General features: G+C 53.8%; 25 protein-coding genes and 1 riboswitch. Of the genes, 12 read left to right on the top strand and 13 right to left on the bottom strand.

Annotation, left to right across the window (positions count from 1 at the left end; all coding sequences use genetic code 11):
* Positions 1–126: 126 nt before the first annotated feature.
* Entirely contained in the window at positions 127–942 is an 816-nt protein-coding gene (gene efeU / locus AINA4_RS02300; protein WP_281787339.1) for an iron uptake transporter permease EfeU, read from the top strand.
* Positions 943–970: 28 nt separating this feature from the next.
* Here the strand turns inward: efeU and typA are convergent, their stop codons facing one another.
* Positions 971–2878, bottom strand: coding sequence for a translational GTPase TypA (gene typA / locus AINA4_RS02295; RefSeq protein ID WP_281787338.1), 1908 nt, complete (start codon positions 2876–2878; stop codon positions 971–973).
* Between the two features lie 173 nt (positions 2879–3051).
* Between typA and AINA4_RS02290 the strand changes: the two genes are divergently transcribed.
* The 5 genes from AINA4_RS02290 (at position 3052) to AINA4_RS02270 (ending at position 7960) form a co-directional block, all read left to right on the top strand.
* Positions 3052–5301 (top strand): hypothetical protein, encoded by a 2250-nt coding sequence (locus tag AINA4_RS02290; RefSeq protein ID WP_281787337.1) that lies wholly within the window; start codon positions 3052–3054, stop codon positions 5299–5301.
* Positions 5302–6081, top strand: coding sequence for a type II CAAX endopeptidase family protein (locus AINA4_RS02285; RefSeq protein WP_281787336.1), 780 nt, complete (start codon positions 5302–5304; stop codon positions 6079–6081). It abuts the gene before it with no gap.
* A 25-nt stretch (positions 6082–6106) separates the two neighbouring features.
* On the top strand, positions 6107–6664 hold the full coding sequence (locus AINA4_RS02280; protein WP_281787335.1) for a hypothetical protein: 558 nt from the start codon (positions 6107–6109) through the stop codon (positions 6662–6664).
* Between the two features lie 84 nt (positions 6665–6748).
* Positions 6749–7306: a hypothetical protein gene (locus AINA4_RS02275; RefSeq protein WP_281787334.1), complete on the top strand. Its 558-nt coding sequence runs from the start codon at positions 6749–6751 to the stop codon at positions 7304–7306.
* Between the two features lie 51 nt (positions 7307–7357).
* A complete protein-coding gene (locus AINA4_RS02270; RefSeq protein ID WP_281787333.1) occupies positions 7358–7960 on the top strand; it encodes a TetR/AcrR family transcriptional regulator in 603 nt (200 codons plus the stop codon).
* Here AINA4_RS02270 and AINA4_RS02265 read toward each other — a convergent pair.
* The 5 genes from AINA4_RS02265 to gcvT all read right to left on the bottom strand — a co-directional run bounded on the left by AINA4_RS02265 (position 7957) and on the right by gcvT (position 14023).
* Positions 7957–8502: a cysteine hydrolase family protein gene (locus AINA4_RS02265; RefSeq protein ID WP_281787332.1), complete on the bottom strand. Its 546-nt coding sequence runs from the start codon at positions 8500–8502 to the stop codon at positions 7957–7959. The two genes, AINA4_RS02270 and AINA4_RS02265, sit on opposite strands and share 4 nt — an antisense overlap.
* A gap of 62 nt (positions 8503–8564) precedes the next feature.
* Positions 8565–9356 carry a bacteriorhodopsin-like gene (locus tag AINA4_RS02260; protein ID WP_096383469.1) on the bottom strand — a complete coding sequence of 264 codons (792 nt, stop codon included), beginning with the start codon at positions 9354–9356 and terminating at the stop codon, positions 8565–8567.
* A gap of 181 nt (positions 9357–9537) precedes the next feature.
* Positions 9538–12438, bottom strand: coding sequence for an aminomethyl-transferring glycine dehydrogenase (gene gcvP, locus AINA4_RS02255; protein ID WP_281787331.1), 2901 nt, complete (start codon positions 12436–12438; stop codon positions 9538–9540).
* 71 nt (positions 12439–12509) lie between these two features.
* Complete coding sequence (gene gcvH / locus AINA4_RS02250) at positions 12510–12881, bottom strand: glycine cleavage system protein GcvH (RefSeq protein WP_114128703.1); 372 nt, start codon at positions 12879–12881, stop codon at positions 12510–12512.
* Positions 12882–12883: 2 nt separating this feature from the next.
* On the bottom strand, positions 12884–14023 hold the full coding sequence (gcvT, locus tag AINA4_RS02245; protein ID WP_281787330.1) for a glycine cleavage system aminomethyltransferase GcvT: 1140 nt from the start codon (positions 14021–14023) through the stop codon (positions 12884–12886).
* A 132-nt stretch (positions 14024–14155) separates the two neighbouring features.
* A riboswitch (glycine riboswitch) is annotated at positions 14156–14247 on the bottom strand.
* Positions 14248–14447: 200 nt separating this feature from the next.
* Here gcvT and AINA4_RS02240 point away from each other — a divergent pair.
* The 5 genes from AINA4_RS02240 to AINA4_RS02220 are packed head-to-tail and all read left to right on the top strand — an operon-like array spanning position 14448 to position 20029.
* On the top strand, positions 14448–15176 hold the full coding sequence (locus AINA4_RS02240; RefSeq protein WP_281787329.1) for an NUDIX domain-containing protein: 729 nt from the start codon (positions 14448–14450) through the stop codon (positions 15174–15176).
* A complete protein-coding gene (nadA, locus tag AINA4_RS02235) occupies positions 15173–16459 on the top strand; it encodes a quinolinate synthase NadA (RefSeq protein ID WP_281787328.1) in 1287 nt (428 codons plus the stop codon). Before AINA4_RS02240 ends, nadA begins: the two co-directional genes overlap by 4 nt.
* Positions 16460–16462: 3 nt before the next feature.
* The gene (nadB, locus tag AINA4_RS02230) at positions 16463–18001 is read left to right on the top strand and encodes an L-aspartate oxidase (protein ID WP_281787327.1); all 1539 of its coding nucleotides are present in this window, start codon (positions 16463–16465) and stop codon (positions 17999–18001) included.
* A 2-nt stretch (positions 18002–18003) separates the two neighbouring features.
* Positions 18004–18867, top strand: coding sequence for a carboxylating nicotinate-nucleotide diphosphorylase (gene nadC, locus AINA4_RS02225; protein WP_281787326.1), 864 nt, complete (start codon positions 18004–18006; stop codon positions 18865–18867).
* A 7-nt stretch (positions 18868–18874) separates the two neighbouring features.
* Positions 18875–20029 carry a cysteine desulfurase family protein gene (locus AINA4_RS02220; RefSeq protein ID WP_281787325.1) on the top strand — a complete coding sequence of 385 codons (1155 nt, stop codon included), beginning with the start codon at positions 18875–18877 and terminating at the stop codon, positions 20027–20029.
* A gap of 16 nt (positions 20030–20045) precedes the next feature.
* On the opposite strand, the gene AINA4_RS02215 is transcribed toward AINA4_RS02220, so the two are convergent.
* The 5 genes from AINA4_RS02215 to AINA4_RS02195 form a co-directional block, all read right to left on the bottom strand.
* A complete protein-coding gene (locus AINA4_RS02215) occupies positions 20046–20564 on the bottom strand; it encodes a heme-binding protein (protein ID WP_281787324.1) in 519 nt (172 codons plus the stop codon).
* A 25-nt stretch (positions 20565–20589) separates the two neighbouring features.
* Entirely contained in the window at positions 20590–20952 is a 363-nt protein-coding gene (locus tag AINA4_RS02210; protein ID WP_281787323.1) for a DUF1801 domain-containing protein, read from the bottom strand.
* Entirely contained in the window at positions 20949–21161 is a 213-nt protein-coding gene (locus AINA4_RS02205) for a DUF4287 domain-containing protein (protein ID WP_281787322.1), read from the bottom strand. The genes AINA4_RS02210 and AINA4_RS02205 overlap by 4 nt, the downstream gene beginning before the upstream one ends.
* Positions 21162–21236: 75 nt before the next feature.
* On the bottom strand, positions 21237–21449 hold the full coding sequence (locus tag AINA4_RS02200) for a YgaP-like transmembrane domain (protein ID WP_280799151.1): 213 nt from the start codon (positions 21447–21449) through the stop codon (positions 21237–21239).
* Between the two features lie 30 nt (positions 21450–21479).
* A complete protein-coding gene (locus AINA4_RS02195; RefSeq protein WP_281787321.1) occupies positions 21480–21905 on the bottom strand; it encodes a DUF1761 domain-containing protein in 426 nt (141 codons plus the stop codon).
* A 130-nt stretch (positions 21906–22035) separates the two neighbouring features.
* Here AINA4_RS02195 and AINA4_RS02190 point away from each other — a divergent pair, with 130 nt between their 5' ends.
* Positions 22036–22839, top strand: coding sequence for an SDR family oxidoreductase (locus AINA4_RS02190; RefSeq protein ID WP_281787320.1), 804 nt, complete (start codon positions 22036–22038; stop codon positions 22837–22839).
* Here the strand turns inward: AINA4_RS02190 and AINA4_RS02185 are convergent, their stop codons facing one another.
* Together AINA4_RS02185 and AINA4_RS02180 are read right to left on the bottom strand one after the other, a co-directional pair.
* On the bottom strand, positions 22840–23304 hold the full coding sequence (locus tag AINA4_RS02185) for an SRPBCC domain-containing protein (protein WP_281787319.1): 465 nt from the start codon (positions 23302–23304) through the stop codon (positions 22840–22842).
* Complete coding sequence (locus AINA4_RS02180; protein WP_281787318.1) at positions 23304–24083, bottom strand: SDR family oxidoreductase; 780 nt, start codon at positions 24081–24083, stop codon at positions 23304–23306. The genes AINA4_RS02185 and AINA4_RS02180 overlap by 1 nt, the downstream gene beginning before the upstream one ends.
* Positions 24084–24126: the final 43 nt, after the last annotated feature.

The raw sequence follows: 24126 nt of genomic DNA, 5'->3' as shown, positions 1-24126 counted from the left end.
TATCCGTATGATTATTCCATCGGCAAGAATAATCAGTTTGACCAAGTTAGGTAATCCTTACTAAGGTAAACCTAAGTTAGGTAAACCTAACTCCTTTGCAGCAACCAGAAAGACCAGTGCCAGAAAATGTTCGCTAACTTGCTCATCGGTCTTCGTGAAGGCCTCGAAGCGGCACTGATCATCGGAATCCTCGGCGCTTATCTCATCAAAATTGATCGCCGTGATGTGTTGCCCAAGATGTGGGCAGGCGTAGGAATAGCTGCGCTCCTCTCAGCAGCAGTTGGAATTCTTCTCGGTGTTGGTGTTGCAACACTGGATGACAGATCAGAAGAAATCCTCGCTGGGACACTGTCCTTTCTTGCAGTTGTCCTCGTGACCTGGATGATTTTCTGGATGGCCAAAACTGCTCGCAGCATCAAGGCACATCTGGAATCAGACATAGATAAGAACCTTGCCGGCAACGGCTGGGGAATCATGCTTGTCGCATTTTTAGCTGTCGGACGTGAAGGAATAGAAACTGCCGTCTTTATTTGGGCGGCAGCCAACGCAACAGGTGAACGCCTGCTGCCAACATTGGGCGCCGTCATTGGTCTCGGGATAGCAGCTCTACTGGGTTGGCTGATATTCAAGGGAATGGTGCGGCTCGATCTCAAGAAGTTCTTTACGTGGTCAGGAGCTTTCCTCATTATCGTTGCAGCTGGAATCCTCAGCTACGGAATCCATGAGTGGCAAGAAGCAGGTTTGCTCCCTGGTGACGCCAGCAAGGCCTTCAACGTGGAAGCTGTCATTGCCCCAGACACCTGGTATGCCGTATTACTTCGCGGAACAATTGGCTTCACACCAGAAATGTCTTGGCTGCAGGTTATCGGCTGGGTTCTCTACGCCGGAATTACCATGACGATTTTCCTGCGCTCAATGAAAACGAAAGCCCCCGCCAATTAAGGCGAGGGCTTGTCGTAACAAATACTGATTACTCGTTCTGCTTCTTGAGGCGGCTCGCGTTACGTGCACGAGACTGAGCATCGAGCTCAACCTTACGAATGCGCACCGTTTCAGGTGTAACCTCAACACACTCGTCTTCACGAGCAAACTCGAGGCACTCCTCGAGAGAGAGCTGACGTGATGGAGTCATGGACTCGAAACTGTCTGCAGTTGACGAACGCATGTTTGTCAGCTTCTTTTCCTTAGTGATGTTCACATCCATGTCATCAGCACGAGAGTTCTCACCAATAACCATGCCTTCATAAACCTCTTCAGTGGGCTGAACGAAGAAGCTCATACGCTCCTGCAGGCCAATGATGGCGAAGGGGGTGACCACACCGGCGCGGTCAGCCACAATAGAGCCGTTGACACGGGTCACAATCTGACCCGCCCACTCTTCATATCCGTGAGAAATAGCGTTAGCGATACCAGTACCACGGGTTGCGGTGAGGAATTCGGTGCGGAAACCGATCAGACCACGTGAAGGAACGATGAATTCCATACGAACCCAACCGGTTCCATGGTTAACCATCGATTCCATACGTCCCTTGCGAGCTGCAAGGAGCTGAGTGATCGCACCAAGGTATTCCTCTGGTGCATCAATGGTGAGGTGCTCGTAGGGTTCGTGAACCTTGCCGTCAACCTTCTTGGTCACTACCTGTGGCTTACCCACGGTGAGCTCGAAACCTTCACGGCGCATGTTCTCAACCAAGATGGCCAGCGCAAGTTCACCACGGCCCTGGACTTCCCAGGTGTCAGGGCGGCCGATGTCGACAACCTTGAGCGAAACGTTACCGATGAGTTCACGGTCAAGGCGGTCCTTCACCATACGAGCGGTGAGCTTGTGACCCTTGACCTTACCGACCAGAGGAGAGGTGTTGGTTCCGATAGTCATCGAAATAGCGGGGTCGTCGACTGTAATGGCCGGCAGTGGACGAACATCATCGGGATCAGCAAGAGTTTCACCGATGGTGATCTCATCAATACCTGCCACAGCAACAATGTCACCGGGAGCAGCGCTCTCAGCGGGGAAACGCTCGAGGGCTTTGGTCTTCAAAAGTTCGGTGATGCGAACATTGGAGACAGTGCCATCGTGCTTGACCCAGGCAACAGTCTGACCCTTTTTGATGGTTCCGTTGAACACACGAATCAGAGCCAAACGGCCCAGGAAGGGCGAAGCGTCCAGGTTGGTGACGTGAGCCTGAAGTGGTGCTTCGTCATCGTAAGAGGGAGCAGGAATGTGCTTGAGAATTGCTTCGAAAAGAGGCTCGAGGTCATCGTTATCTGGCAGCGAACCATCTGCTGGCTTGTTGTGGCTTGCGGCACCTGCACGGCCAGAAGCATAAACAACAGGAACATCCAGGATGGAGTCCAGATCTAGATCGGGAACATCATCAGCCATATCGGATGCAAGACCAAGAAGCAGGTCCTGGCTTTCGCCTACAACCTCATCGATACGTGCGTCGGGACGGTCAGTCTTGTTCACCAACAAGATCACGGGAAGCTTTGCTTCCAGTGCCTTGCGCAACACGAAGCGGGTCTGAGGAAGAGGACCTTCAGAAGCATCAACCAGAAGCACAACGCCGTCCACCATGGACAAACCGCGCTCCACCTCGCCACCGAAGTCAGCGTGGCCAGGAGTGTCAATCACGTTAATGGTGATTGGACCATGTGTTGCGTGCTTTCCTTCGTAAGACACAGCCGTGTTCTTCGCAAGGATGGTGATGCCCTTTTCGCGTTCAAGATCGTTGGAGTCCATCATGCGGTCTTCGCCAGCAAAGTGGGCGTCGAACGAGTTGGTCTGCTTGAGCATTGCGTCAACAAGAGTGGTCTTACCGTGGTCAACGTGTGCAACGATTGCGACGTTGCGCAGGTCTGAGCGGAGGGCGTGCGCCATGAAAAATCCTCTCGATGACCTCACATGGTCATCGTTTGTGAAAAGTGAGCGCCCGAATAACGTGTACCAGCGGCACCACAAGTGTGCGATGCCGGGAAAATCGAGCAGTTCCAGCATACCGCAGGGCCTGAACTTCTTGATTTCGACGCCTCTGTTACTGAAATAATGAGTCAATGCGCCGCGTGATTTCCCTCCTGACAGCTCTGTGCCTGATTGCCAGTGGACTGGTCATTGTGGGGTTAGTCACCCAGACAGAGACTGCTGAGGCAGCAAGTAGCTGCCCTCCGGCAATCACCGAACTTGATAACCCCAGTTTTGAAGCTCCCGTGCTGACAAACAACACCTATCAGCAACTCAATGATGCGCAGGTGCCCGGCTGGTCAACTACTGCCACAGATCGTCTCATTGAGATTTGGAAGAGCGGATTCAACGGGGTTCCCGCTGCGTCAGGACTGCAATTTGCAGAAATCAATGCCACTCAAAACGCGGCGCTCTATCAAGATCTCCCCACCACCCCTGGCCAAACCCTCACTTGGGGCCTTTCTCACCGCGGACGCCAAGGCGTTGACACCATGCACGTCGAAATTGGCCCCGCCGGCGGGGCATCCAACTATTCCTCAGGAACCATCAGCGATGGAAACACCGCATGGGGTCGCTGGACCGGAAGTTACACCGTTCCCGCAGGGCAGTTCACAACACGTTTTGCGTTCATCGCCGATTCAACAGCAGGCGGAAATAAGAGCATAGGAAACTTCCTGGATGACATTTCCTTTGGTACTCCTGCCTGCGTGATTGCAACAAAAGATGTTTACCCCCAAGGTCCGGTCGATGTTGGCGAAACACTCACCTATGTGGTCTCGGTGACGAACGAGGGTGGTGCAGCAACCCGGGACATCACCATTACCGATGTGATTCCTGCAAACACCACCTATGTTGCTGGTTCTGCTTCGCCCTCAGGCTCGCTGTCAGGTTCAACTCTGACGTTGAGACCAGCTGGAACCAGTGGGGTTTTAGGAGTTGTAGAACCGGGAGCAACAGCGGTTGTCTCTTTCCAAGTAACCGTGAATTCGGCGGCGGCTCAAACCACTATTCGCAACAGCGCTTCGGTCAGTTCTGACAACGGCATCGCAATCGATAACTTCACGACTAATGAGGTTGCGAATACGGTTAATGCTGCAGCCGACGTCAAAATTCAAAAAGGATTTACATCTGGCACCATTGCGTCTGCTGGAACAGTGACAATGTACTTCGTTGTTACGAACCTGGGCCCCAGTACTGCAAGCAATGTGACCATATCCGATGTCGTTCCTTCTTCACTGACAATCTCTGGGGCACTGCCCGCCGGCTGTTCTACCGCTCAATCTGGTGGAAATACTGTATTGACCTGCGTCATCAACTCCATGACGTTGAACCAATCAGAGACAATTTCTCTCAATGTCGACGCGGCCACAACAGCTACACCCATTGAAGTGTTCAACACTGCCCGTATTAGCTCTGCAAGTTTCGACCCCAACCCCGTCAACGACGTGGCCATTGCTCCGCTTTCCATCCGGCCCGATACAACTGGGGCACTAAAGATTCAGAAGGTGTCAAGCCCGACGGCGACGACCGCGGGTGGAAAAGCTGGCTGGATCATTAGCGTGCACAATGCGGGAAGTTCAGCAACCTCAGGGCCAGTGACTCTCAGTGATCCGGCAGTTCAAGGATTCACTGCGACGAGCGTCACGGTTATCCCAGCCATCAACAACCAAGGCGGCGATCCAACGGTAACGTGCACTCTCGGCGCTACGCCCCTGTGTACCTTCCCTAGTGGAATCAATGCAGGCAATAGCTACACCGTGGTTATCTCAGGAAACCTTGCCTCCACAGTGGGCAACGGAACTGTACTGACCAATACCGCAAGCTTGAGTAACGGCCAGAGTTCTTCAGCGACCATCACAGCCAACAACGTGGCTGATGTGGTTGTCCTCAAAGAACTCACTACTCCGGCTGAGGCAGGAGTTCCTTTGGGTTATCAAGTGACTGTTATCAATGCAGGGCCTAGTGCTGCAGTGAACACCGTAATTACAGATACCCTTCCATCTGGAACAACACTGCTGAATCTCCCCTCAGGCTGCACGAGCACAGGACAAACACTGACTTGTGCATTGGGCACACTGGCCACTGCTTCTGTGACAACCTTGGTCTATCAGATTTCCATACCTGATCGCGGAGGTACCTTCACCAACCTTGCAGTCGCTACCTCAGATACTCCATTCTTGGACGCCATCACTCCTGAAGCATCGGTGACAGTTACCATCGCAGGTCTCGCAGTTACGGGCTCTTCTCTGAGCGCAGCGCCCCTTGGAATCGGATTACTGGGGTCCGGAATCGCGTTGATGTTCATTGCTCTGCGACGCAAGAAAGACAAGCTGAGCACGTAAATGAATAAAGACTGGACACCCCAGCAACAGCGAGCGCGAACTTGGCTGGAAATAGCCATTGTTCTCGCGCTCTCGTTGGGTTCTTCAGCGGTGTACTCCATCGTTTCGCTGATACGAAAGCTCACCACTCCTGAAGCGCTCAATGCGCAAAAGACGGTGATTAACCAGCCGCTATCTGACCAGCCGATTTTTGATCTGGTTTACCAACTCTTAGGTATTGCTTTTGGCTTGGTCCCTGTGGTGCTCGTGTTCTGGCTCTTGGCGAAGCCAGGCCAGAGTGCTTTCACCCAACTAGGTTTCAACTTCAAGGAACCAGGCAAAGATCTCCTACGCGGATTCGGCCTTGCTGCAGTTATCGGCATTCCCGGTCTTGCGTTGTACTTGATTGGCCACGCGCTGGGAATTACCGTCACGATTGTTCCAACAGCTTTGGATACCTATTGGTGGACAATCCCTGTGCTGGTGCTGGCTGCGTTGCGTGCCGCACTTGTAGAAGAGCTCATCGTGGTGGGATACCTGTTTACTCGCCTACGTGAGCTGGGTTGGCGCACGTGGCAGATCATCACCGCTAGCGCACTTCTTCGCGGTAGCTATCACCTCTATCAAGGCTTTGGGCCCTTTATCGGCAATGTCGTGATGGGTGTGGTCTTTGGATTGGCCTATCAGCGCTGGGGCCGCACAATGCCCTTGGTTATTGCGCACTGGATTTTAGATATTGTCTCCTTCACCGGCTACGCCGCCATGAAGGCGCTAGCTCCCGGCTTCCTGCCAGGAACCTAGGCCCACAGCACCTAGGCTTGAAACTATGTTCAAACGCTTTGTCATGCTTTTGGTGATTTCAATCACCGCCATGGTTGGTCTGAGTGCATGTAGTGCAACCGATAACCGGACGATTTCCGGTCAAGCTGCTCAAGAAGCACTCAATATCGTGGTCGATAAATCAGTCGCTGAATTTGATAAAGCAGGTGGCTCTGAAACCTTGGCAGTTGGTCAAACCACGTATGTCGTGATTTATGACCCGACAGCGCCTGAAGGCAAGCAAGTAGTTTCCGCCAATCTGTCTGACAAGAGTGCTCCAACTTTTGATAAGCCTGAGGCAGTCTCTATGCACGCTTTACGTGATTTGGTGAAATCCAGCAAAGTAAAAGAAGCAGAAGTTTCACTTGCAAAGAATGTCTTCACGATTCAAGGTACGGATTTTCTTGTAGAAATTTTTGTCACTAACGATATTGTCTACAAATCCAACATTTGGAGCACTGCATCTGGTTCACAAGATCCGCAGGTCATTGTGACGACCTATGGCATCAGTGCGGAAACGCAAAAGCTTTTTGACAGCGCAACCGAGCCAGCAGCAGCGCAGTAGCTCTCAGAAAGATTTAGGTTCTGCATGAACTTCTTCAGGATGTTCACAGCAGAACAAACACAGAGAGTCGATAAGGTTGAGCCTATGTCTAAGCGATTTATTGGTGCTGCGCTGGTTTCACTCCTGCTAACTGCAGTATTGTCCGCCTGCAGTATCACAGACAACAGGAACATGTCTGGAAATGCCGCCCGTGATGCCGCCACAGCAGTAGTTGATAACTCCATCAAGAAATTCACTGCAGAGGGTGGCACGGAGACTCTCTCCGTAGGTTCCAATGAATTCGTGCTGATTTATGACCCCGCTGCGCCTGAGGGTAAGCAAGTGGTGACAGCTAACCTTGCCAACAATTCCGAGCCGGTTTTTGGCGAGAAGTCGGCGATATCAATAACGTCGTTGAAGAAACTTCTCTCCTCTGACGTCTTGAAGGATGCTGAGTTCAAGCTCAGCGACAACATCTTCACGATTACAGGCAATGAATTTCGTATTGAGCTTCACACCAAAGATGACTTGCTGATGACCTCGGTTATTTCCGGAAAAGCAACCGGCTCAACTCTCCCCCAAATTGTGGTGAGTTCTTACGGCATCAGTGACGAGGCACGCAAGCTTTTTGACAATGCGAAAGAGCCTGCCGCAGCACAGTAATCAATACCTTTCGTCCAATTATTCAGGGAGACATTACGCCTAGAATTAACTATGGCTAAAACCTCCCACCCCACTCGCGACCGTCTCATCGAGACGATGGCTGAGCTGTTGGATGGTTCAGACCCTGAACACATCACAGCAGACCAGGTACTGAATACCAGTGGTGTTTCCAAGGGATCGCTGTATCACCACTTCGAGGATTTTGAAGATCTACTCGAGGCTGCCCTCATCTCTCGGTTCAGCAAAAACGTGGATGCCACAATTGACCAGCTTGCCTCCATTCTTGCCGTTGCTAGTTCCCGCGATGAGCTTCTTGCTTCTTTGCGTAAAGTCAACGATTTTGACCAAGACCAATCACGTTTTCGTTTCCGTCTCGAGCGTGCCCGAGCTGCGGGTTTGACCTACAGCAGCCCTCGATTCCACGATGCCCTGGGAGTAGAGCAACAACGTCTCACCGACGCCTTCACGGACGTTTTTGTTGAAGCTCAAAACAAGGGTTGGATGTCTAACGAAGTTGACGCTCGTGCAGCAGCAGTTTTTGTTCAGGCCTACACCGTTGGTCGAGTCGTCGACGACATCGCACCTGAGAAGGTGAACACCGAGGCATGGATTGATTTGATCATGCGCGTGATCGACAAAGCTATTCTCACTTAGCCTGCCAACACCTCCGCGGTTGATTTCACGGTAGCAAATTCACCATGCAGGTTTGCTGCTGTCATACGTGCGACCTCCTCAGCAGGGATGATGTTGCCGTCGATGTCCTTCTTGTCGAAAGTATGCGTGGCATCCAACACAAAGGTCACGTCGTAACCCAGGTTTCCGCCCATGCGTGCGGTAGTTTCGCAGCAGAAATTCGTCATAATTCCGCAGACAGTTATGGCATTGATGTTTTCTTTCTTTAGCCACGCATCCAAATCTGGGGTGCCATAGAAGGCGGAGTTGACCGTCTTGGTGACGAAGAGGTCATGTGGGCCATCAATACCGGGTTTGAGGTCATTACCGGCTTGACCGGGAGCCAACGGAGATCCCTGCTTAATGGAGTCATGACGCACTAGAACGACAGGTTGGCCCGAAGAACGCCATTGATTCAACAACGCACGAACGTTGTCTTCACAGTGTGGGTTATTTCTAGGACCGTTGCGGGGGTCGTCAAAGCCTTGCTGAACATCAACCACAATCAGTGCATTCTTTGTCATGTCTCGAGCATAAGAGAAAAGGCAGGCCCCCGATAGGGGACCTGCCTTTTCTGATGTGGTGCTTAGTCGCGGAACTCAGTCTTCGCGAACTCTGCATCGTCCTCTGCGGACTTCATGCGAGCAATCGAGAAGATGAGCAGACCGAACAAACACTTCGCCAGGATGTCGGCGATGGTGTATCCAACTTCGCGAGCGACAAACTGGTCAGCTACGAAACCATCGCTGTTCATCGCGAAGATGAAGGCGATGGGGTAAACGCCCCAGGTTGCGATCAGCAAAAGACGAAGCTGCTTGATCTTCTTCTGCACTCCTGCAGACTGGCGAACCAGGCTCTTGCTGAGCTCGATGAAGAGCACATACAGGATGTAGAGGAAGGGGATGGTGGAGAGCAGACCCCAGACAGATGGAGCAATACCCCAGATGTCAAGCTTGGCGTCTCCGGGATATCCAAGAACAATCATCAGTGCTGCCGCAGGCACCAGGCGCTTGAGCAGTGAGCTCTGGAGCTGTCTGGTCAGTGCTAGGACGGCAACAATTTCCATCAGAAGCAACGGAACGGTCAGCAGCCAGTCAACGTAGCGGTAACCCACGTTGTAGACAGCTGCATTGTTCATTGCACCATCGAGTGATGAGAATGCGTGGTTGAACGAGTCGAACATTCTGAAGTAGTGATAGGCGGCAATGCCTGTCACTGTTGCAGAGATGAGGACTGCGAGACGATAACGCGGGAGCACACGATCTCTGGCTAATACCAGGAAGAACGTAGTGAACAACATGCTGGCAATACCCAGCGAGAGCATGTTGAAAACAATGTTGAACTGGGTATCAGTCAACAGTTCGGACAGATTATTCATTGGGGTGGAACCTTCCATTAGTGAGACGTACTAATGGCGGCGGAAAGCCTCAAAGTCCTAACCCCTACTTTGAGGCTTGGCGTCACCATATTGGTAGAACATTCTCAGCTTACAGCGATATATCGTTAATTTTTAATCGTGTCGCAAAATGAATTGAGCCCCTCTTTCGAGGGGCTCAACCTTAGTTTTCGAATGCCTCAGGCGGTGGGCATGAACACACGAGGTTACGGTCACCGTAAGCGTTATCAACACGACGAACTGGTGCCCAGTATTTGCTGCGCACGCGCATCGTTCGAGTAACGGCATCCAGACCCTCAGCAAAGGGGTAGGCAGCCTTCTCTCGCGAGTAAGGGTGGTTCCACTCACCAGCAATCGACGCTGCAGTGTGAGGCGCGTTGTGCAAAGGGTTGTCATCAGCTGGCCACTCGCCTGCAAGAACAGCATCTGCCTCTGCCTTAATGGTGATCATGGCATTGATGAAACGCTCGATCTCTTCGAGGTCCTCAGATTCGGTGGGCTCAATCATGAGAGTTCCCGCAACAGGGAAGCTCATCGTGGGAGCGTGGAAGCCAAAGTCCACCAAACGCTTGGCTACGTCATCCACTGTCACACCAGTCTCCGCCGTCAGAGGACGGATATCCAGAATGCACTCGTGAGCGACAAGACCGTTATCTCCGGTGTAGAGAGTGGGGAAATACGGCGCCAAACGCTGAGAGATGTAGTTTGCAGCCAACACAGCAGACGCTGTTGCTTGGCGGATGCCCTCTTCACCCATCATGCGCACATATGCCCAGGAGATAGGCAAGATGCTCGGTGAACCATAGGGAGCTGCCGAGATCTGAACACCATCGTGTGTAACCGTGGTGACCTTGCCATCTTCAACGAGCACGTGGTGTGGGTTCTGGATAGCAAAGTGGCTGGGCAGATAGGGTGCAAGGTGCGCCTTGGCTGCAACTGGTCCAACACCGGGGCCACCACCACCGTGAGGAATACAGAAGGTCTTGTGCAGGTTCAGGTGAGAGACGTCACCACCAAAGTCACCAAAGCGAGCAAACCCGGTCATTGCATTGAGGTTTGCACCATCAACATAAACCTGGCCACCAGCTGCGTGAACAGCTGCAGTGATGTCGAGCACAGCGTGCTCGTAGACACCGTGAGTGGAAGGGTAGGTAATCATGAGCGCGGCTAGCTTGTCGCCGTGCTCGGCGATCTTTGCCCGCAGATCATCGAGGTCAACGTTTCCAACCTCGTCACAAGCAACAACAACCACGCTCATGCCTGCAAGAACTGCAGATGCCGCGTTGGTTCCGTGTGCACTGGAAGGAATCAAACAGATGGTGCGCTGAGTGTCCCCATTAGCCAGGTGGTATCCGCGAATAGCAAGCAATCCGGCAAGCTCTCCCTGGCTTCCAGCGTTGGGCTGGAGAGAGATGGTGTTGTACCCGGTGAGGTCAATGAGCCACTTCTCCAGCTGAGCAATCATCTCAACATATCCAGCTACATCATCAGCAGGTGCAAAGGGGTGCAATCCGCCAAACTCGGGCCAGGTCACTGCTTCCATTTCGGTAGCCGAGTTGAGCTTCATTGTGCACGATCCCAGAGGAATCATGCCGCGATCGAGGGCGTAGTCGAAGTCCGCAAGACGCTTGAGGTAGCGCATCATGCTGGTTTCGCTTCGGTGTGTGTTGAACACAGGGTGCTCAAGGTAGCTCGAGGTACGAACTAGCTTGGCGGGAACAGCAGCGGCAACTGCTTCGTAAGCAGCGTCAGCGCCGAAGAAGCCAGCGACAGTTTCCACCTCACCTGGGGTGGTGGTTTCATCCACCGAAATGGAGAGAGTGTCTGCATCAACGAGGTTGAGCAAGAAACCACCCTGCTTGGCAGAATCAAAGATGGCCTGAGCCTTGCCAGGAACTGACACGGTGAGAGTGTCAAAGAAGTTCTCGTGTGCGACCTGGACACCGCCGGCACGAAGAATCGCTGCCAAAGCGGTTGCACGCTCGTGCACCTGGGTAGCGATTTCCTTGAGGCCTTCTGGACCGTGGTACACGGCATACATGCCGGCCATCACAGCAAGCAGAACCTGTGCGGTACAAATGTTGGAGGTCGCCTTATCGCGACGGATGTGCTGCTCACGAGCTTGCAGAGTCAAACGGTATGCAGGCTCACCGTTGGCATCGAGCGAAACACCGACGAGACGACCGGGCATGCTGCGCTCAAGACCCTCACGAACAGCGAGGTAACCGGCGTGTGGCCCACCAAAGCCCAGCGGAACGCCAAAGCGCTGTGAGGAACCCACAGCAACGTCAGCACCCAATTCTGCAGGGGATGTAATGAGAGTTAGTGCCAGCAGGTCTGCTGCCACGATGGTGACAGCACCTGCTTCCTTAGCCTTGGCGATGACATCACTGGGGTCCCAAATACGACCCGAGGCTCCGGGGTATTGAATGAGCACACCAAAAGCCTCGGGCAGCTGTGCGCCGGAGGCGAGATCCAGTTCCACGACCTCGATATCCACAGCACCAACACGACCAGCAATGAGGCTCTTGGTTTGTGGCAAGACATCAGAGTCAACAACAAACACATTGGACTGCACTTTGGAGGAGCGACGTGCCAGCAGCATGGCCTCTACAGCAGAAGTCGACTCATCCAGCATGGAACCGTTCGCAGTGGACAGGCCAGTGAGGTCAGTCACCATGGTCTGGAAGTTGATGATGGCTTCCAAACGACCCTGCGAGATTTCAGGCTGGTACGGGGTGTACGCGGTGTACCAGCTGGGGTTCTCCAGAACATTGCGCTTAATCACTGCAGGAGTAATGGTGTCGTAATAGCCCTGACCAATGAGTGAGCGACGAACGGTGTTCTTCGACGCCAACTCACGCAGTTCAGCCAGTGCTTCACGTTCGGTGGCAGGTTCTGGAAGTAGTGAAGAACCCGCAGCACGGAACTGGTCCACGTGAATGGACTCAGGGATAGCAGCCTCAATGAGCTGCTCAATGCTGTCATATCCCAACTGCTTAAGCATGTGTGCTTGAGCAGAAGAATCTGTTCCGATGTGGCGGTTGACGAACGCGTTCGACATGTATGTTCCTTGCGTGAAAAGGGCAGGGCTATTTGAGAGTGGTGCGGGGGCTACCAAAAGGTAGCGACGAATTATTCGCCGGTAAGCGCGGTGTAAGCGTCAGCCTCAAGCAGTGCAGGTAAGTCAGTGATACTGATCTTGATCAACCAACCAGCACCGAATGGGTCTTCGTTGACCAATTCTGGGCTTGCAACGACAGCGTCGTTAACCTCGACGACTGTTCCTGATGCAGGAGCGTAAAGTTCGCCAACACTCTTGGTGGACTCGATCTCTCCAACTACAGTTCCGGCGTTGATGGAGGAACCAACCTTGGGAAGTTCAACATAAACAACATCGCCGAGCTTCTCAGCCGCATACGCGGTGATGCCAACGGTGGCACTGTCACCGTTAATGTCGAGCCACTCGTGCTCTTCGGTGTATTTGAGGTGTGAGGGGTTAGCCATGATTAGTTCTTCTTTCTGCTGTAAAACGGTAAAGCGGTAACGGTATAGGGAAGACGAGTGCCTCGGATATCCACATCGATGACGGTGCCAATCTCGGAGACAGAGGGGTCAACAAAAGCCATGGCAATGGGGTATTCCAGGGTGGGTGAAAGAGCACCTGAGGTAATCACGCCGACCTTGTTTTCACCGGAATAGACCTCGTAGTCTGCTCGCGCAGCACGCTTGCCTTCACCAACCAGACCCACCAGCACGGGTGCGTCAGCGGCGACACCCTTTTCTGCTGCGGCACGGCCAACAAAGTCGCCTTCTTTGGAGAGGGCAACGACCTTTCCCAGGCCTGCTTGAACTGGAGCGGTGGTGAGGTTGAGCTCGTGGCCGTAGAGAGGCATACCTGCTTCCAGACGGAGAGTGTCGCGGCACGCAAGACCGGTAGGAACAAGTCCACGCCCTTCGCCGGCAACCATGAGAGCATTCCACAATGCGGCGGCGTGCTGAACGTCGACATAAAGTTCGAAACCATCTTCGCCGGTGTATCCGGTACGTCCGATCAGGACAGGGTTACCCAAGAACACTGCGGGCAAAGACCAGTAGTACTTGAGTGTCTCCAAGGTGTTTTCTGGGCGATCTTGCGCTTCAGCAGAAAGCTCGAGACCAACCGTGTGCAAGAGAATGTCGAGTGAGTTGGGTCCCTGCACTGCAATCAGTGCGGTTGCGTCACTTTCGTCTTTGACGTTGACGTCAAAACCTGCAGTGCGGTGGTTGAGTGCTTCTACGGCGGGGAAACGGTTACCTGCGTTGGCTACAACCAACCAGTGCGTCTCACCCAAACGATAGATCACGAGGTCATCAATGATGCCTCCTGCTTCGTTGAGAAGAAGTGAGTACTTAGCCTGACCGATGTTCAAAGCTGAGAGCTTCCCGGCGAGTGCGTAGTCCAAGAACGCACCTGCATCAGGGCCCGTTATGGAGATTTCTGCCATGTGGGAGATATCGAAGATACCTGCAGCAGTGCGCACGGAGTGGTGCTCGGCGAGGTCACTGTCATAACGAACAGGCATCATGAAGCCTGCAAAGTCAGTGAAGCTTGCGCCGAGTGACTCATGCACTGCGTGCAGAGTTGAGTATCGAGGTGTATCAGACATTGAGTTCTCCGATCGGTTAGAAACCTTCGTAGGGAACTCCCCCTCTGTCATTTGTGCCTGAGAGCTTCACTACCTAGGGCAGTTTTCACCGTGGGCGAGATGGTTGTTCCACCATCTTCTTTTCAGAGTGGCCCGTTCACTGCGGTACGCGTACCTGAGAGATTGTCGGGGAGGATTGCTCCTTCGGTGTTCACCTCGAGGGTGAACTCTCCCGCAATGATCGATTGACCTCGATATTCAGTTGTTATGCCAAGTCTACGGCGGTATTTCCTATTTGCTCCCACCGAGACGAGCGAAAACTTCCGATAAAGCAAAGATGCCTCAAGTCAGGGTTGAAGGTAGAAAACAAGGCATCGCGTTTGAGTCAGAATGACACTAAGATGGATTTACTTAGAGTCATCCTGACTCTTACAAAGTTGGAGCTATGTCAACCGAGCAAAGCCAGGTTTCCCTCGCCGTCTCCACGGTGATCTTTGCGTTGCGTCCACACAGCTCGGGAACACCGGAGCTGGTTCTTCCATTGGTACGGCGTATTCGGGAGCCCTACCAAGGTCAATGGGCTCTGCCTGGCGGACCATTGAACTTGGATGAAGACTTGTCTCAGGCAGCCTCACGCACCCTGTTGGAAACGACAGCACTGGAGCCGCGCTATCTAGAACAGCTCTACGCCTTCGGCCAGCTTGACCGCTCCCCCGATGACCGCGTTGTCTCCATTGTTTACTGGGCACTCGTGGCCGGCGACGAAGCAGATCGCGCAATACAGAGCGAGAATGTCCAGTGGTTCACTGCCGACGACCTGCCCGAACTAGCTTTTGACCATAACCTCATTGTCGAATACGCCCTGTGGCGGTTGCGCACCAAGCTGGAATACTCACGCATTGCCCACGGCTTCTTAGGTGAAACCTTCACCCTTGCTCAGCTACGTGAAGTCTACGAAGTGGTTCTGCGCAAGCCTGTAGATCCTGGCAACTTCCGCCGCATGGTCGAAGCCAGTGGAACTGTGGTGCCCACCGGCGAGCGCCTCGCCGGTACGCCACACCGCCCTCCCCAGCTCTATCGCTACAACACCTCCATTGATTTATCGGACAACGGTCCACTCTCACAGCTCGAGGCATCCCGCACTCTGGCATTCACCCGAGGAGAACACTCATGACCCCGACCGCCTCGGTCAACGACCGCATTCAACTCATTGCCGCAGGCAAGAGTGAGGACACTACGTGCTCTCCGTCATTGGCGAAGGGCCCCTGGGAGTTTGATAAAGGTGCGCCTGGATACGGTCCTGGAGCATCCATGGGTGATGTCATCCCAACCGGCTCCCCCGTTCAAGGTGGACTTCCCGAGGAATACAAGAGCGCAAGTAACGAGGAACTCCATGCGCGCATCCGCGCTGCCAAAGAAATCCTTGGTGACAAAGTTGTTGTTCTTGGCCACTTCTATCAGCGCGATGAAATCGTGCAGCACGCCGACTACCTCGGCGACTCGTTCCAGCTCGCTGTTGCCGCTAAGGGGCGCCCCGAGGCAGAGGCCATTGTGTTCTGTGGGGTGCACTTCATGGCGGAAACCGCAGACATTCTCTCCGGAGATAACCAGAAGGTGATCCTGCCCAACCTGGCAGCAGGTTGTTCGATGGCCGATATGGCAGATATCGACTCTGTAACTCAGTGCTGGGAACAGCTCGAGGAACTCTATGGGACAGAACCTGATGAGAATGGCCGGGTTCCAGTTATTCCCGTGACCTACATGAACTCATCTGCGGCGCTCAAGGGTTTCTGTGGTGAACGCGGCGGCATTGTCTGCACCTCCTCAAATGCCGCAACAGTGTTGGAGTGGGCATTCGAACGAGGACAGCGCGTACTGTTCTTCCCCGACCAACATTTAGGACGCAACACTGCCAAGGCGATGGGAATCCCTGTTGAGCAGATGCCATTGTGGTGGGGTCGCAAGCCTCTCGGTGGCAACACAGAACAAGAACTCCGCGACGCCAAAGTGATCCTGTGGAATGGTTTCTGCTCCGTGCACAAACGCTTCACGGTCGAGCAGATTGAGAAGGCCCGTGCCGAACACCCCGGTGTCAGGGTGATTGTTCACCCCGAAAGCCCGATGGCTGTCGTCGACGCCTCGGATGAATACGGTTCCACCGATTACATCCGTAAGACCGTCGAAGCGGCCACAGAACCGACCACCTTTGCAATCGGCACCGAGATCAATATGGTGCAGCGCCTTGCGGCGCAGCACCCTGAGCACACCATTTTCTGCCTCGACCCTGTCGTGTGCCCTTGCTCCACGATGTATCGCATCCACCCCGGCTATCTCGCCTGGGTGCTGGAGCGCCTTGTCGCTGGAGAAGTGGTTAATCAGATCTCGGTCGATGAAAGTGTTGCTGAGCCAGCGCGTGTTGCCTTGGAGAGGATGTTGGCTGCTAAGCCAGCCAACTAATCCATGGCCAAAGTAGTTGTTATCGGCAGTGGCGTCGCAGGACTGATCGCTGCTGCTCAGGCGAGCCGACAGCACGAGGTTGTCCTCGTGACGAAGGCCAACCTCGCCGAAAGCAACACGCACTATGCCCAAGGTGGTATCGCTGCGGTGGTGTCAACTGAAGACACCGTGGCAGAACACATGGCAGACACCATGTTTGCTGGTGCGGGTATGTGTTGGGAGCCAGCGGTCGAAGTCCTGTGTTCCGAAGGACCAGTACGTATCAACGACCTTGTGAACTTTGGTGTGGAGTTTGACCGTAGCGGAACTGACTTTGCAATGGGCTTAGAAGCAGCCCACTCGCATCCGCGTATCTTGCACGCAGGTGGCGATGCTACTGGTGCAGTGACCAGTGATGCTTTGGTTGAAACGGCGCGCAAGAGTGCTACAGAAATTCGTGAATACACTTTTGTGGCCGAAATAGTTGTCGATAACGGCAGCGTCAACGGCGTCCAGGTCCTCGATGCTGACGGCATGCACTTTATTGCTGCAGATGCTGTCATCTTGGCCAGTGGCGGTGCCGGTCAGCTCTACCGCCACACCACCAACCCGACCGTGACCACCGGAGATGGCGTCGCTGCAGCATTTCGTGCCGGAGCTGTGTTGGCTGATGTGGAGTTCTACCAATTCCACCCCACAGCGCTGGCAGTGCCTGGTTCCTTCCTCATTTCCGAAGCAGTGCGTGGTGAAGGCGCTGTCCTCATTGATGCGCAGGGTGAGCGCTTTATGCAGAAGATTCACCCCCTGGCAGAGTTGGCACCGCGTGATGTTGTTGCTCGCGGCATTCAACAAACCATGATTGAACAGGGTGGGCAGCCTGTATTACTGGATGCAACAGCGTTGGGAAGCGAGTTCCTTGCGGAACGTTTCCCCAGCATTACCAGGGCATGCCGTTCCTATGGTTTGAACTGGGGCCGCGACCCAATCCCGGTAACACCAGCTGCGCACTACTGGATGGGCGGTATCGCTACCGATACCTTTGGGCGCACATCTATCCCAGGGCTCTTTGCCGTGGGTGAGGTTGCCTGCACCGGAGCACACGGTGCCAACCGGTTGGCTTCAAACTCTCTATTGGAGAGCATCGTCTTCGCACACCGAGCAGTTTCTGCCCTGGGTGAAGCGTGGCCTACCGATGCACCGAGTGTGCGTTGGGCTTCAACAGAACCGCTGGCAGAACTCGAACTTCTCGAGCCCAATCACACCTCAACCGCACAGGTTGTAGACCGTGTGGAGTTACAGACATTGATGTGGGACAGCGTTGGCCTGGCACGTACAGGGAAAGATCTCACAAGCGCACTGGATCAACTACATTCTTGGCGTCCGGCAGATCCCGCACACCGCCTCTTTCCTGACTGGGAGGATGCCAACCTGCTTCTGCTTGCTCGCACGGTGACCGAAGCTGCGCTTTCTCGCGAAGAATCTCGCGGCGGCCACTACCGCCTTGATTTCCCCGACACCAACCCTGCACAAGCTCGCCCGATCACGCTGGTTCGAAAGGCTTAACCATGTTGGACAAACAGACCATCGACACCGTCGTGAAAGCTGCCTTATTAGAAGATGCACCGACCGGAGACATCACATCACTGCTGGCCATCACCGAAGACGCCACCGCCTCAGCAGTGCTCTCAGCGCGCGAGGCAGGAACCTTCTCTGGTGCTGAGGTTTTTCAGGCAGCATTTGAGCTGACAGACCCCCGCATTAACGTCGAACTCATCAAACATGATGGCGATCGGTTTATACCCGGGGATGTTCTGGCCCGGGTGTCTGGTCCGGCACGAGGAATCTTGACCGCAGAACGTATTGGGTTGAACTTCACCCAGCGCATGAGCGGTATTGCCACGTTGACAGCCGCCTATGTTGATGCCGTCAAGGGAACTCAAGCAACCATCTTGGATACGCGTAAAACGACTCCAACCTTGCGAGCATTTGAACGCCACGCTGTGGTGTGCGGTGGCGGAACAAACCACCGCCTCAACCTCTCCACTGCTTTCATGGCCAAAGACAACCACCTCGCGGTGCTTCTTGCTGGAGGCAAGGATCTCACCACCGAACTACAGCGCGTGAAGAAAGAACTTCCCGAAGGCGTGAAGTTTGAGGTTGAAGTCGATCGCCTTGACCAGATTGAACCCGTCATTGCCGGCGGTGTCGACATCATCATGCTCGATAACTTCTCCCTCGAAGATTTGAAGACCGGCGTCGCCCAGGTCGCCGGTCGTGCGGTGGTTGAAGCAAGCGGCGGGGTGAACCTCGACACCGTTCGCGCCATCGCCGAAACCGGTGTGGATGTCATTTCCGTTGGAGCATTGACCCACTCCGCCCGCGCACTCGACCTCGGGCTTGACGTCACCATCGATACTCCCGAGAACTAGAGCTCCCATGATTTACCTAGATAATGCCGCAACCACCCCGGTGGTTCCTGCCGCGCTGGAGGCGGCTTGGCCTTATTTGACTTCAGATTTTGGTAACTCCTCAAGCACCCATGAACTTGGGTTGCGCGCCAAGCAGGCACTTGAGAACGCGCGCGCTATCTGCGGTGCGTGGTTGGATGTTCCCGCCTCAGACATTATTTTCACCTCTGGGGGAACCGAGGGAGACAACCTCGCCATCAACGGTCTTGCCCTGGCCTATCCCCGAGGCAAACACATCATCTCTGCCCTAACGGAACATGAGGCGGTACTCGAGACACTGCGTTTTTTGGAACGGGTTCACGGTTTCGAAATCACGTGGCTTGAGGTTGATGGCCAAGGAAGTATCGATCTCGCCGAGCTCACCGCTGCGCTACGACCAGACACCACCCTGGTCACCCTCATGCTGGCCAATAACGAGATTGGCACCCTGCATCCTCTGGCCGAGATTATTGACGCGGCCCATGAGGTTGGCGCACTTGTGCACACGGACGCAGTTCAAGCGGCTGGCTGGTGTGATCTGCGTGTGGGTGCATCTGGAACTGTTGTTCGTGGAATGGATGCGCTGACAATCTCCGGTCACAAGCTTGGCGCCCCCAAGGGTTCTGGCCTGACCTATATTCGTGGACGTTTGGCCGTGGAGCCTCTGCTCCACGGAGGCGGCCAAGAATTCGGTCGCCGCTCTGGGACAGAAAACGTTGCATGGGCGGTAGCACTCTCGACAGCACTGCACCAGCTTCCTGAACACTCAGCAGAAGCCGCTCGAGTGAGCACATTACGTGATGACTTCATTTCGCAAGTGCTTGGAAGTATCCCCCAGGCAGCCCTGACGGGTAATCCCACCCAGCGCCATCCTGGTATTGCGAGCTTCACCTGCGCTGGGCTCAACGGTGAGACGTTGTTGTTGGAGTTAGAACAGCGCGGCGTCATTGTTTCGAGTGGATCAGCATGTGCTGCCGGAAGCGATGAGCCCTCTCACGTTCTGGTGGCGTGCGGGATTGATCCGGATATTGCGAGAACATCTATCCGCTTTAGCTTCAGCCATAACACCGCAGCAGAAGAGCTGAATATGGCAGCCAAAGCATTTGTCAGCGCGGTTTCAGCAGTGAGCGGGCTGGTGCAATAGATCCTGCCGCTTAGGCTTAGCCGCGTGGCGCTAAGGCAACCAAGACCTCGTTGCGCTTGAGGAAACCAGGTTTCCAGGGTGGGTCAAAGCGCGCAAAGTAGACGTTGCCCTCTGGAATGAGGCCTGCATTTTTCACACGCTCAAGCAGGAGTTCCCCATTGTTCTGAAAACGGGTTGCATTCCAGCCGCCCCCAAATTTCATCACTGCTGCATCGTGAGCATGAACGTGTGTCGTGCGCACGCGTGCATTGGCAGGCACAGGAACCTCAGAAATATCGACACCTTCGGGAAGAACGAAGGAAACCGTATGTGTTTCTTGGGCAGTAGTTTCTTGAATGACAGGCGCAGTCATGGCGAACTTCTTGTTCGCCATGTTGTTTCCTGAGATGTAGCTCACCAGTGGGCCAAAGGCCACATTCCCAGCACGCATGAAATCGCCGACGACGTCTACTTGGACGAGGACGTAGTCCGGATAGTGACGCACATCGAACCCGTCGTAGTGCTTAACGAGCGTATAGGGCTGTTCAGCAGTCATAGTGCGAGTGTATTCCTGCCGACTGTTATTCAGCTTGGAAAGCTTGAGCCATTCGCACGGCAATAAGTTTTTCAATCAGTGCATCAGGAACTGCGTGATCGATTGGAAACTTCACTCCCCCACCCTTTTCAGAGACCTCATAGCCGGCCAGATCATCCATCATCACCCGGAAAACCTGCCCCGAGTGGGGGTAGTACCCAATGTGCTTGTTGTAAGAAGCAAACCCGGCAACAACCTTGCCATTGACTCGGAATCCTGGCATGGCATAGGAAATGCACTGTTCTGCGTCAGGAATCACAGCGAGAATCTGGGAGCGTAGGTGCTCCAAAGTGCTGCGTTGGGGTTCAGGTTGAGCCTGAATATAGGCGTCAACCTCAGCGGCTGTCATGACAAACCATTGTTGGCGCGATACACAGCAACAACAGCATTGGCATGGCCATGACCCATGCCGTGCTCGGTCTTGAGGTAATCGACCTGCTCCATGTGCTTTTTATCTTTTACTGCATCAAGCTGACTCATCCAGTGATCGATCGGTTGACCATACTTCTTCTCAATCGAGGGGAAATAGGAGGCGGGTCCCTGAACTTTTTCGGTCATGAAAACAGAGTACTGATTTTCGAGAGAAAGAAGAATGCCTCCGAAAATCCTTCGGAGGCATTCTTGGGAAACGAGTTAGCGGCGATTGTCGTTGCCGTTGAAGCCACGGCCAAACAATGGCGCAAAATAACAGGTATCGGATGCTCCGGCTGAAATCAGCATGAGGCCGACGAGAAAGAAGAGAGCGCCAATTGGGCCCCAGGTCAGTGCAGCGATAGCAAGAACTAGGCCGACGACGATGCGAGCCCAGCGTCCGAAGGTCGATGACATAAATGCGGTGAAACCCATGATGACTCCTGTTCCTTGGGTGTTTCTAGATTATCGCCAGGCTCCAATAATGAGACCCATAATTGTGAGATTTACGACATCGCTGCCGACCTCAAGAATCCACACCTTGAAGCCTTGACCGGCGAACAAACGGTGGGACAGAGACGAGGCTGCTGCTAAACCTAGACCAAGGAGAAGGCCGACGAGACCACCCTCGAGAACACCAAAGTTGGGGTTTGACTGTGCCACAAAATAAATCACGGATGCAACAGTCACTGCCTCGATGAATGCGGCTATGGCGGTGGCACTGAAGGTGACCGCCATGTTGCCGGTGACTTCCATGTTGTTTGGATCTTTACCCATGGCACGCCACCACGCAGGGAAGAACGTCTTTGGTCCAAACCAGATTGCTCCAGCAATAAATGCGGCAACGAATGCTACAAGAATGGCAATCCAGTTCAATTCAAGTAAAAACATGGTGTTCCTTAGTGAGAAAGTGACGTTTTAGTCTAGGACCGCTCAGTGGCAGAATCCACTATCCGCCAGCTCTCCAGCAGGAGCATACTGAAGTTGGATGGGTTGTCCTCATCCAGAAAAGAGTTCACTCATGGACATTGCAGGAAAAGTATTTGTCGTTACCGGTGGAGGTAACGGAATTGCACGCGAGCTTGTATTACAACTTCTCGCCAAAGGTGCCATCGTTGCTGCGGTTGACCTCAACGCGGAAGGTTTGAAAGAGACAAAGAAGCTTGCCGGCGCAGGTGCCAAGCTTTCTACGCACACCCTCAACATCACTGACAGAGCCAAAGTATTGGCACTCCCGAAAACAGTAATTAGCAAGCACGGCCAGGTTGATGCCCTTGTAAACGTGGCAGGCATTATTCAGCCCTTTGTAAAAGTAAACGACCTCGACTTTGACGCCATCGAACGCGTCATGAATGTCAACCTCTATGGCACCATCAACACGGTGAAGGCATTCCTGCCTGAACTGCTCAAGCGCCCGGAGGGTTACATTGCCAATGTCTCCAGCATGGGTGGTTACGCCCCCGTACCTGGTCAGACAATTTATGGGGCTACCAAGGCTGCTGTGAAACTTCTGACCGAAGGTCTTCATTCTGAGCTCATGGACACAAAGGTTCATGTCACTGCCATTTACCCCGGTGCCATTGCAACCAATATTGCCCAGAACTCAGGTATGGCCATGCCTGCCAACATGGATCCTCATGAGGCTAATAAGTTCAAAACAACCAGTGTTGAGGTGGCTGCACACACCATCATTGGCGCTATTGAAAAGAATGCTTACAAAGTCTTCATTGGCTCTGACGCCAAAACCATGGACAAGCTCACCAGGCTCATGCCCGAGAAGGCAGCGGCCATGATTTATAAGCAGATGAAATCTCTGCTGGGCTAACTAAGCCAGGTAGTCAGCTAAGGACTGGAAGTAACTCTCCATCCCCGCCTTGGCCATGTGGATGTGTTCTTCTGGCAGCTCACCATACTGAGTAAAGCGAACCCAGCTTCCGGTTGGGCGCTCCTCGAAATCGACCACAATCTTGGCAAATTCTCCCGAAAGATCTTTGGCTGCGAATTCTGCAGGGTCTTGGGAGTAAAACATGGTGTGCTCGATGAGCTTGCCTGGTTCGACAGCAGTGTATGTGCCCCAGAAACAGGACTGGAATCCATACTCTGGAACATCAACAGCGATAGCCCACATTCCACCAACTTCTGGCTCTGAGATTGAAGAACCGGGAACATTTTTTAGCTCTGTCGGGTGATACCACGCCTCAAGCTGGGCTGCGTCGGTCCATGCCTCCCAGATACGGGACATGGGCTGGGTGTACTCACGCTCGACGGAGTAGAGGAAATTGTGCTGCATTACTTCTCCTTCGGGAGGAACATTTTGCCCACCAGGCTGATGGTCGTTTTCTTGGGGAAAAACTTCACAAGACCAGCACCGACAGCGTTTGCTCCGCCGACCACAACAGAGGGGGTGTTTTTCTCCAGTGCCGAGAAAGTTTTCTCCACCACATCTGTTGCAGGAACGGCTTTGCCCGAGGGCTTCCCGCCGGCAACGATGAAGAATTCTGATTCGGTTGCACCGGGGCTGACTGCCAGCACGCGAACCTTCGAGGTTCCCAGCTCTCCCCAGAGAGCTTCGGTAAAGGAGCGCACAAATGCTTTCGTGGCGCCATAGACGGCCATGCCTGGCACAGGTTGGAAGGATGCCGTGCTGGCAATGTTGACCACAGCACCGCGGTCACGCTCAAGCATTCCAGGCAAGAAAGCTGCGGTGAGGTCGACAAGAACACCGATATTGAGCGTGATTTCTTGCTGGGTTAGTGCCCTGTCTTCGTTAACGAAGAAACCATTGAGCCCAAAGCCTGCGTTGTTGACCAGAACATCAACGGTAAGTTTCTTTTTGGCCATCTCTTTTTCCAGCTTGGCCACGGCACCTGCTGAGGTGAGATCAAGTGCAATGACCTCCACGTTGACCGAGTATTGCTGACGCAAACGCGCTGCAAGGACATCAAGACGGCCCTTTCGGCGCGCAACCAGGACAAGGTTTGCTCCGCGAGCGGCGAAACCATCCGCATAGGCAACACCGATGCCGGCACTTGCTCCGGTAATCAGCGCAGTACTTCCGGTGTATTCCATGGAATCCTCTTTCAACAAAGATGTTGTGGCCTCAAGTCTAGGT

It is taken from the genome of Aurantimicrobium sp. INA4, from assembly GCF_027924525.1.
Lineage (GTDB): Bacteria > Actinomycetota > Actinomycetes > Actinomycetales > Microbacteriaceae > Aurantimicrobium.
The sequence above is the reverse complement of the archived record's forward strand: the minus strand, read 5'-3'. Positions and strand labels throughout refer to the sequence as shown.

What these genes read in the sequence shown, in the direction of transcription:
- efeU (WP_281787339.1), top strand. Translation starts at nt 127, where the DNA reads ATGTTCGCTAACTTGCTCATCGGTCTTCGTGAAGGCCTCGAAGCGGCA.
- typA (WP_281787338.1), bottom strand. Translation starts at nt 2,878, where the DNA reads ATGGCGCACGCCCTCCGCTCAGACCTGCGCAACGTCGCAATCGTTGCA.
- AINA4_RS02290 (WP_281787337.1), top strand. Translation starts at nt 3,052, where the DNA reads ATGCGCCGCGTGATTTCCCTCCTGACAGCTCTGTGCCTGATTGCCAGT.
- AINA4_RS02285 (WP_281787336.1), top strand. Translation starts at nt 5,302, where the DNA reads ATGAATAAAGACTGGACACCCCAGCAACAGCGAGCGCGAACTTGGCTG.
- AINA4_RS02280 (WP_281787335.1), top strand. Translation starts at nt 6,107, where the DNA reads ATGTTCAAACGCTTTGTCATGCTTTTGGTGATTTCAATCACCGCCATG.
- AINA4_RS02275 (WP_281787334.1), top strand. Translation starts at nt 6,749, where the DNA reads ATGTCTAAGCGATTTATTGGTGCTGCGCTGGTTTCACTCCTGCTAACT.
- AINA4_RS02270 (WP_281787333.1), top strand. Translation starts at nt 7,358, where the DNA reads ATGGCTAAAACCTCCCACCCCACTCGCGACCGTCTCATCGAGACGATG.
- AINA4_RS02265 (WP_281787332.1), bottom strand. Translation starts at nt 8,502, where the DNA reads ATGACAAAGAATGCACTGATTGTGGTTGATGTTCAGCAAGGCTTTGAC.
- AINA4_RS02260 (WP_096383469.1), bottom strand. Translation starts at nt 9,356, where the DNA reads ATGAATAATCTGTCCGAACTGTTGACTGATACCCAGTTCAACATTGTT.
- gcvP (WP_281787331.1), bottom strand. Translation starts at nt 12,438, where the DNA reads ATGTCGAACGCGTTCGTCAACCGCCACATCGGAACAGATTCTTCTGCT.
- gcvH (WP_114128703.1), bottom strand. Translation starts at nt 12,881, where the DNA reads ATGGCTAACCCCTCACACCTCAAATACACCGAAGAGCACGAGTGGCTC.
- gcvT (WP_281787330.1), bottom strand. Translation starts at nt 14,023, where the DNA reads ATGTCTGATACACCTCGATACTCAACTCTGCACGCAGTGCATGAGTCA.
- AINA4_RS02240 (WP_281787329.1), top strand. Translation starts at nt 14,448, where the DNA reads ATGTCAACCGAGCAAAGCCAGGTTTCCCTCGCCGTCTCCACGGTGATC.
- nadA (WP_281787328.1), top strand. Translation starts at nt 15,173, where the DNA reads ATGACCCCGACCGCCTCGGTCAACGACCGCATTCAACTCATTGCCGCA.
- nadB (WP_281787327.1), top strand. Translation starts at nt 16,463, where the DNA reads ATGGCCAAAGTAGTTGTTATCGGCAGTGGCGTCGCAGGACTGATCGCT.
- nadC (WP_281787326.1), top strand. Translation starts at nt 18,004, where the DNA reads ATGTTGGACAAACAGACCATCGACACCGTCGTGAAAGCTGCCTTATTA.
- AINA4_RS02220 (WP_281787325.1), top strand. Translation starts at nt 18,875, where the DNA reads ATGATTTACCTAGATAATGCCGCAACCACCCCGGTGGTTCCTGCCGCG.
- AINA4_RS02215 (WP_281787324.1), bottom strand. Translation starts at nt 20,564, where the DNA reads ATGACTGCTGAACAGCCCTATACGCTCGTTAAGCACTACGACGGGTTC.
- AINA4_RS02210 (WP_281787323.1), bottom strand. Translation starts at nt 20,952, where the DNA reads ATGACAGCCGCTGAGGTTGACGCCTATATTCAGGCTCAACCTGAACCC.
- AINA4_RS02205 (WP_281787322.1), bottom strand. Translation starts at nt 21,161, where the DNA reads ATGACCGAAAAAGTTCAGGGACCCGCCTCCTATTTCCCCTCGATTGAG.
- AINA4_RS02200 (WP_280799151.1), bottom strand. Translation starts at nt 21,449, where the DNA reads ATGGGTTTCACCGCATTTATGTCATCGACCTTCGGACGCTGGGCTCGC.
- AINA4_RS02195 (WP_281787321.1), bottom strand. Translation starts at nt 21,905, where the DNA reads ATGTTTTTACTTGAATTGAACTGGATTGCCATTCTTGTAGCATTCGTT.
- AINA4_RS02190 (WP_281787320.1), top strand. Translation starts at nt 22,036, where the DNA reads ATGGACATTGCAGGAAAAGTATTTGTCGTTACCGGTGGAGGTAACGGA.
- AINA4_RS02185 (WP_281787319.1), bottom strand. Translation starts at nt 23,304, where the DNA reads ATGCAGCACAATTTCCTCTACTCCGTCGAGCGTGAGTACACCCAGCCC.
- AINA4_RS02180 (WP_281787318.1), bottom strand. Translation starts at nt 24,083, where the DNA reads ATGGAATACACCGGAAGTACTGCGCTGATTACCGGAGCAAGTGCCGGC.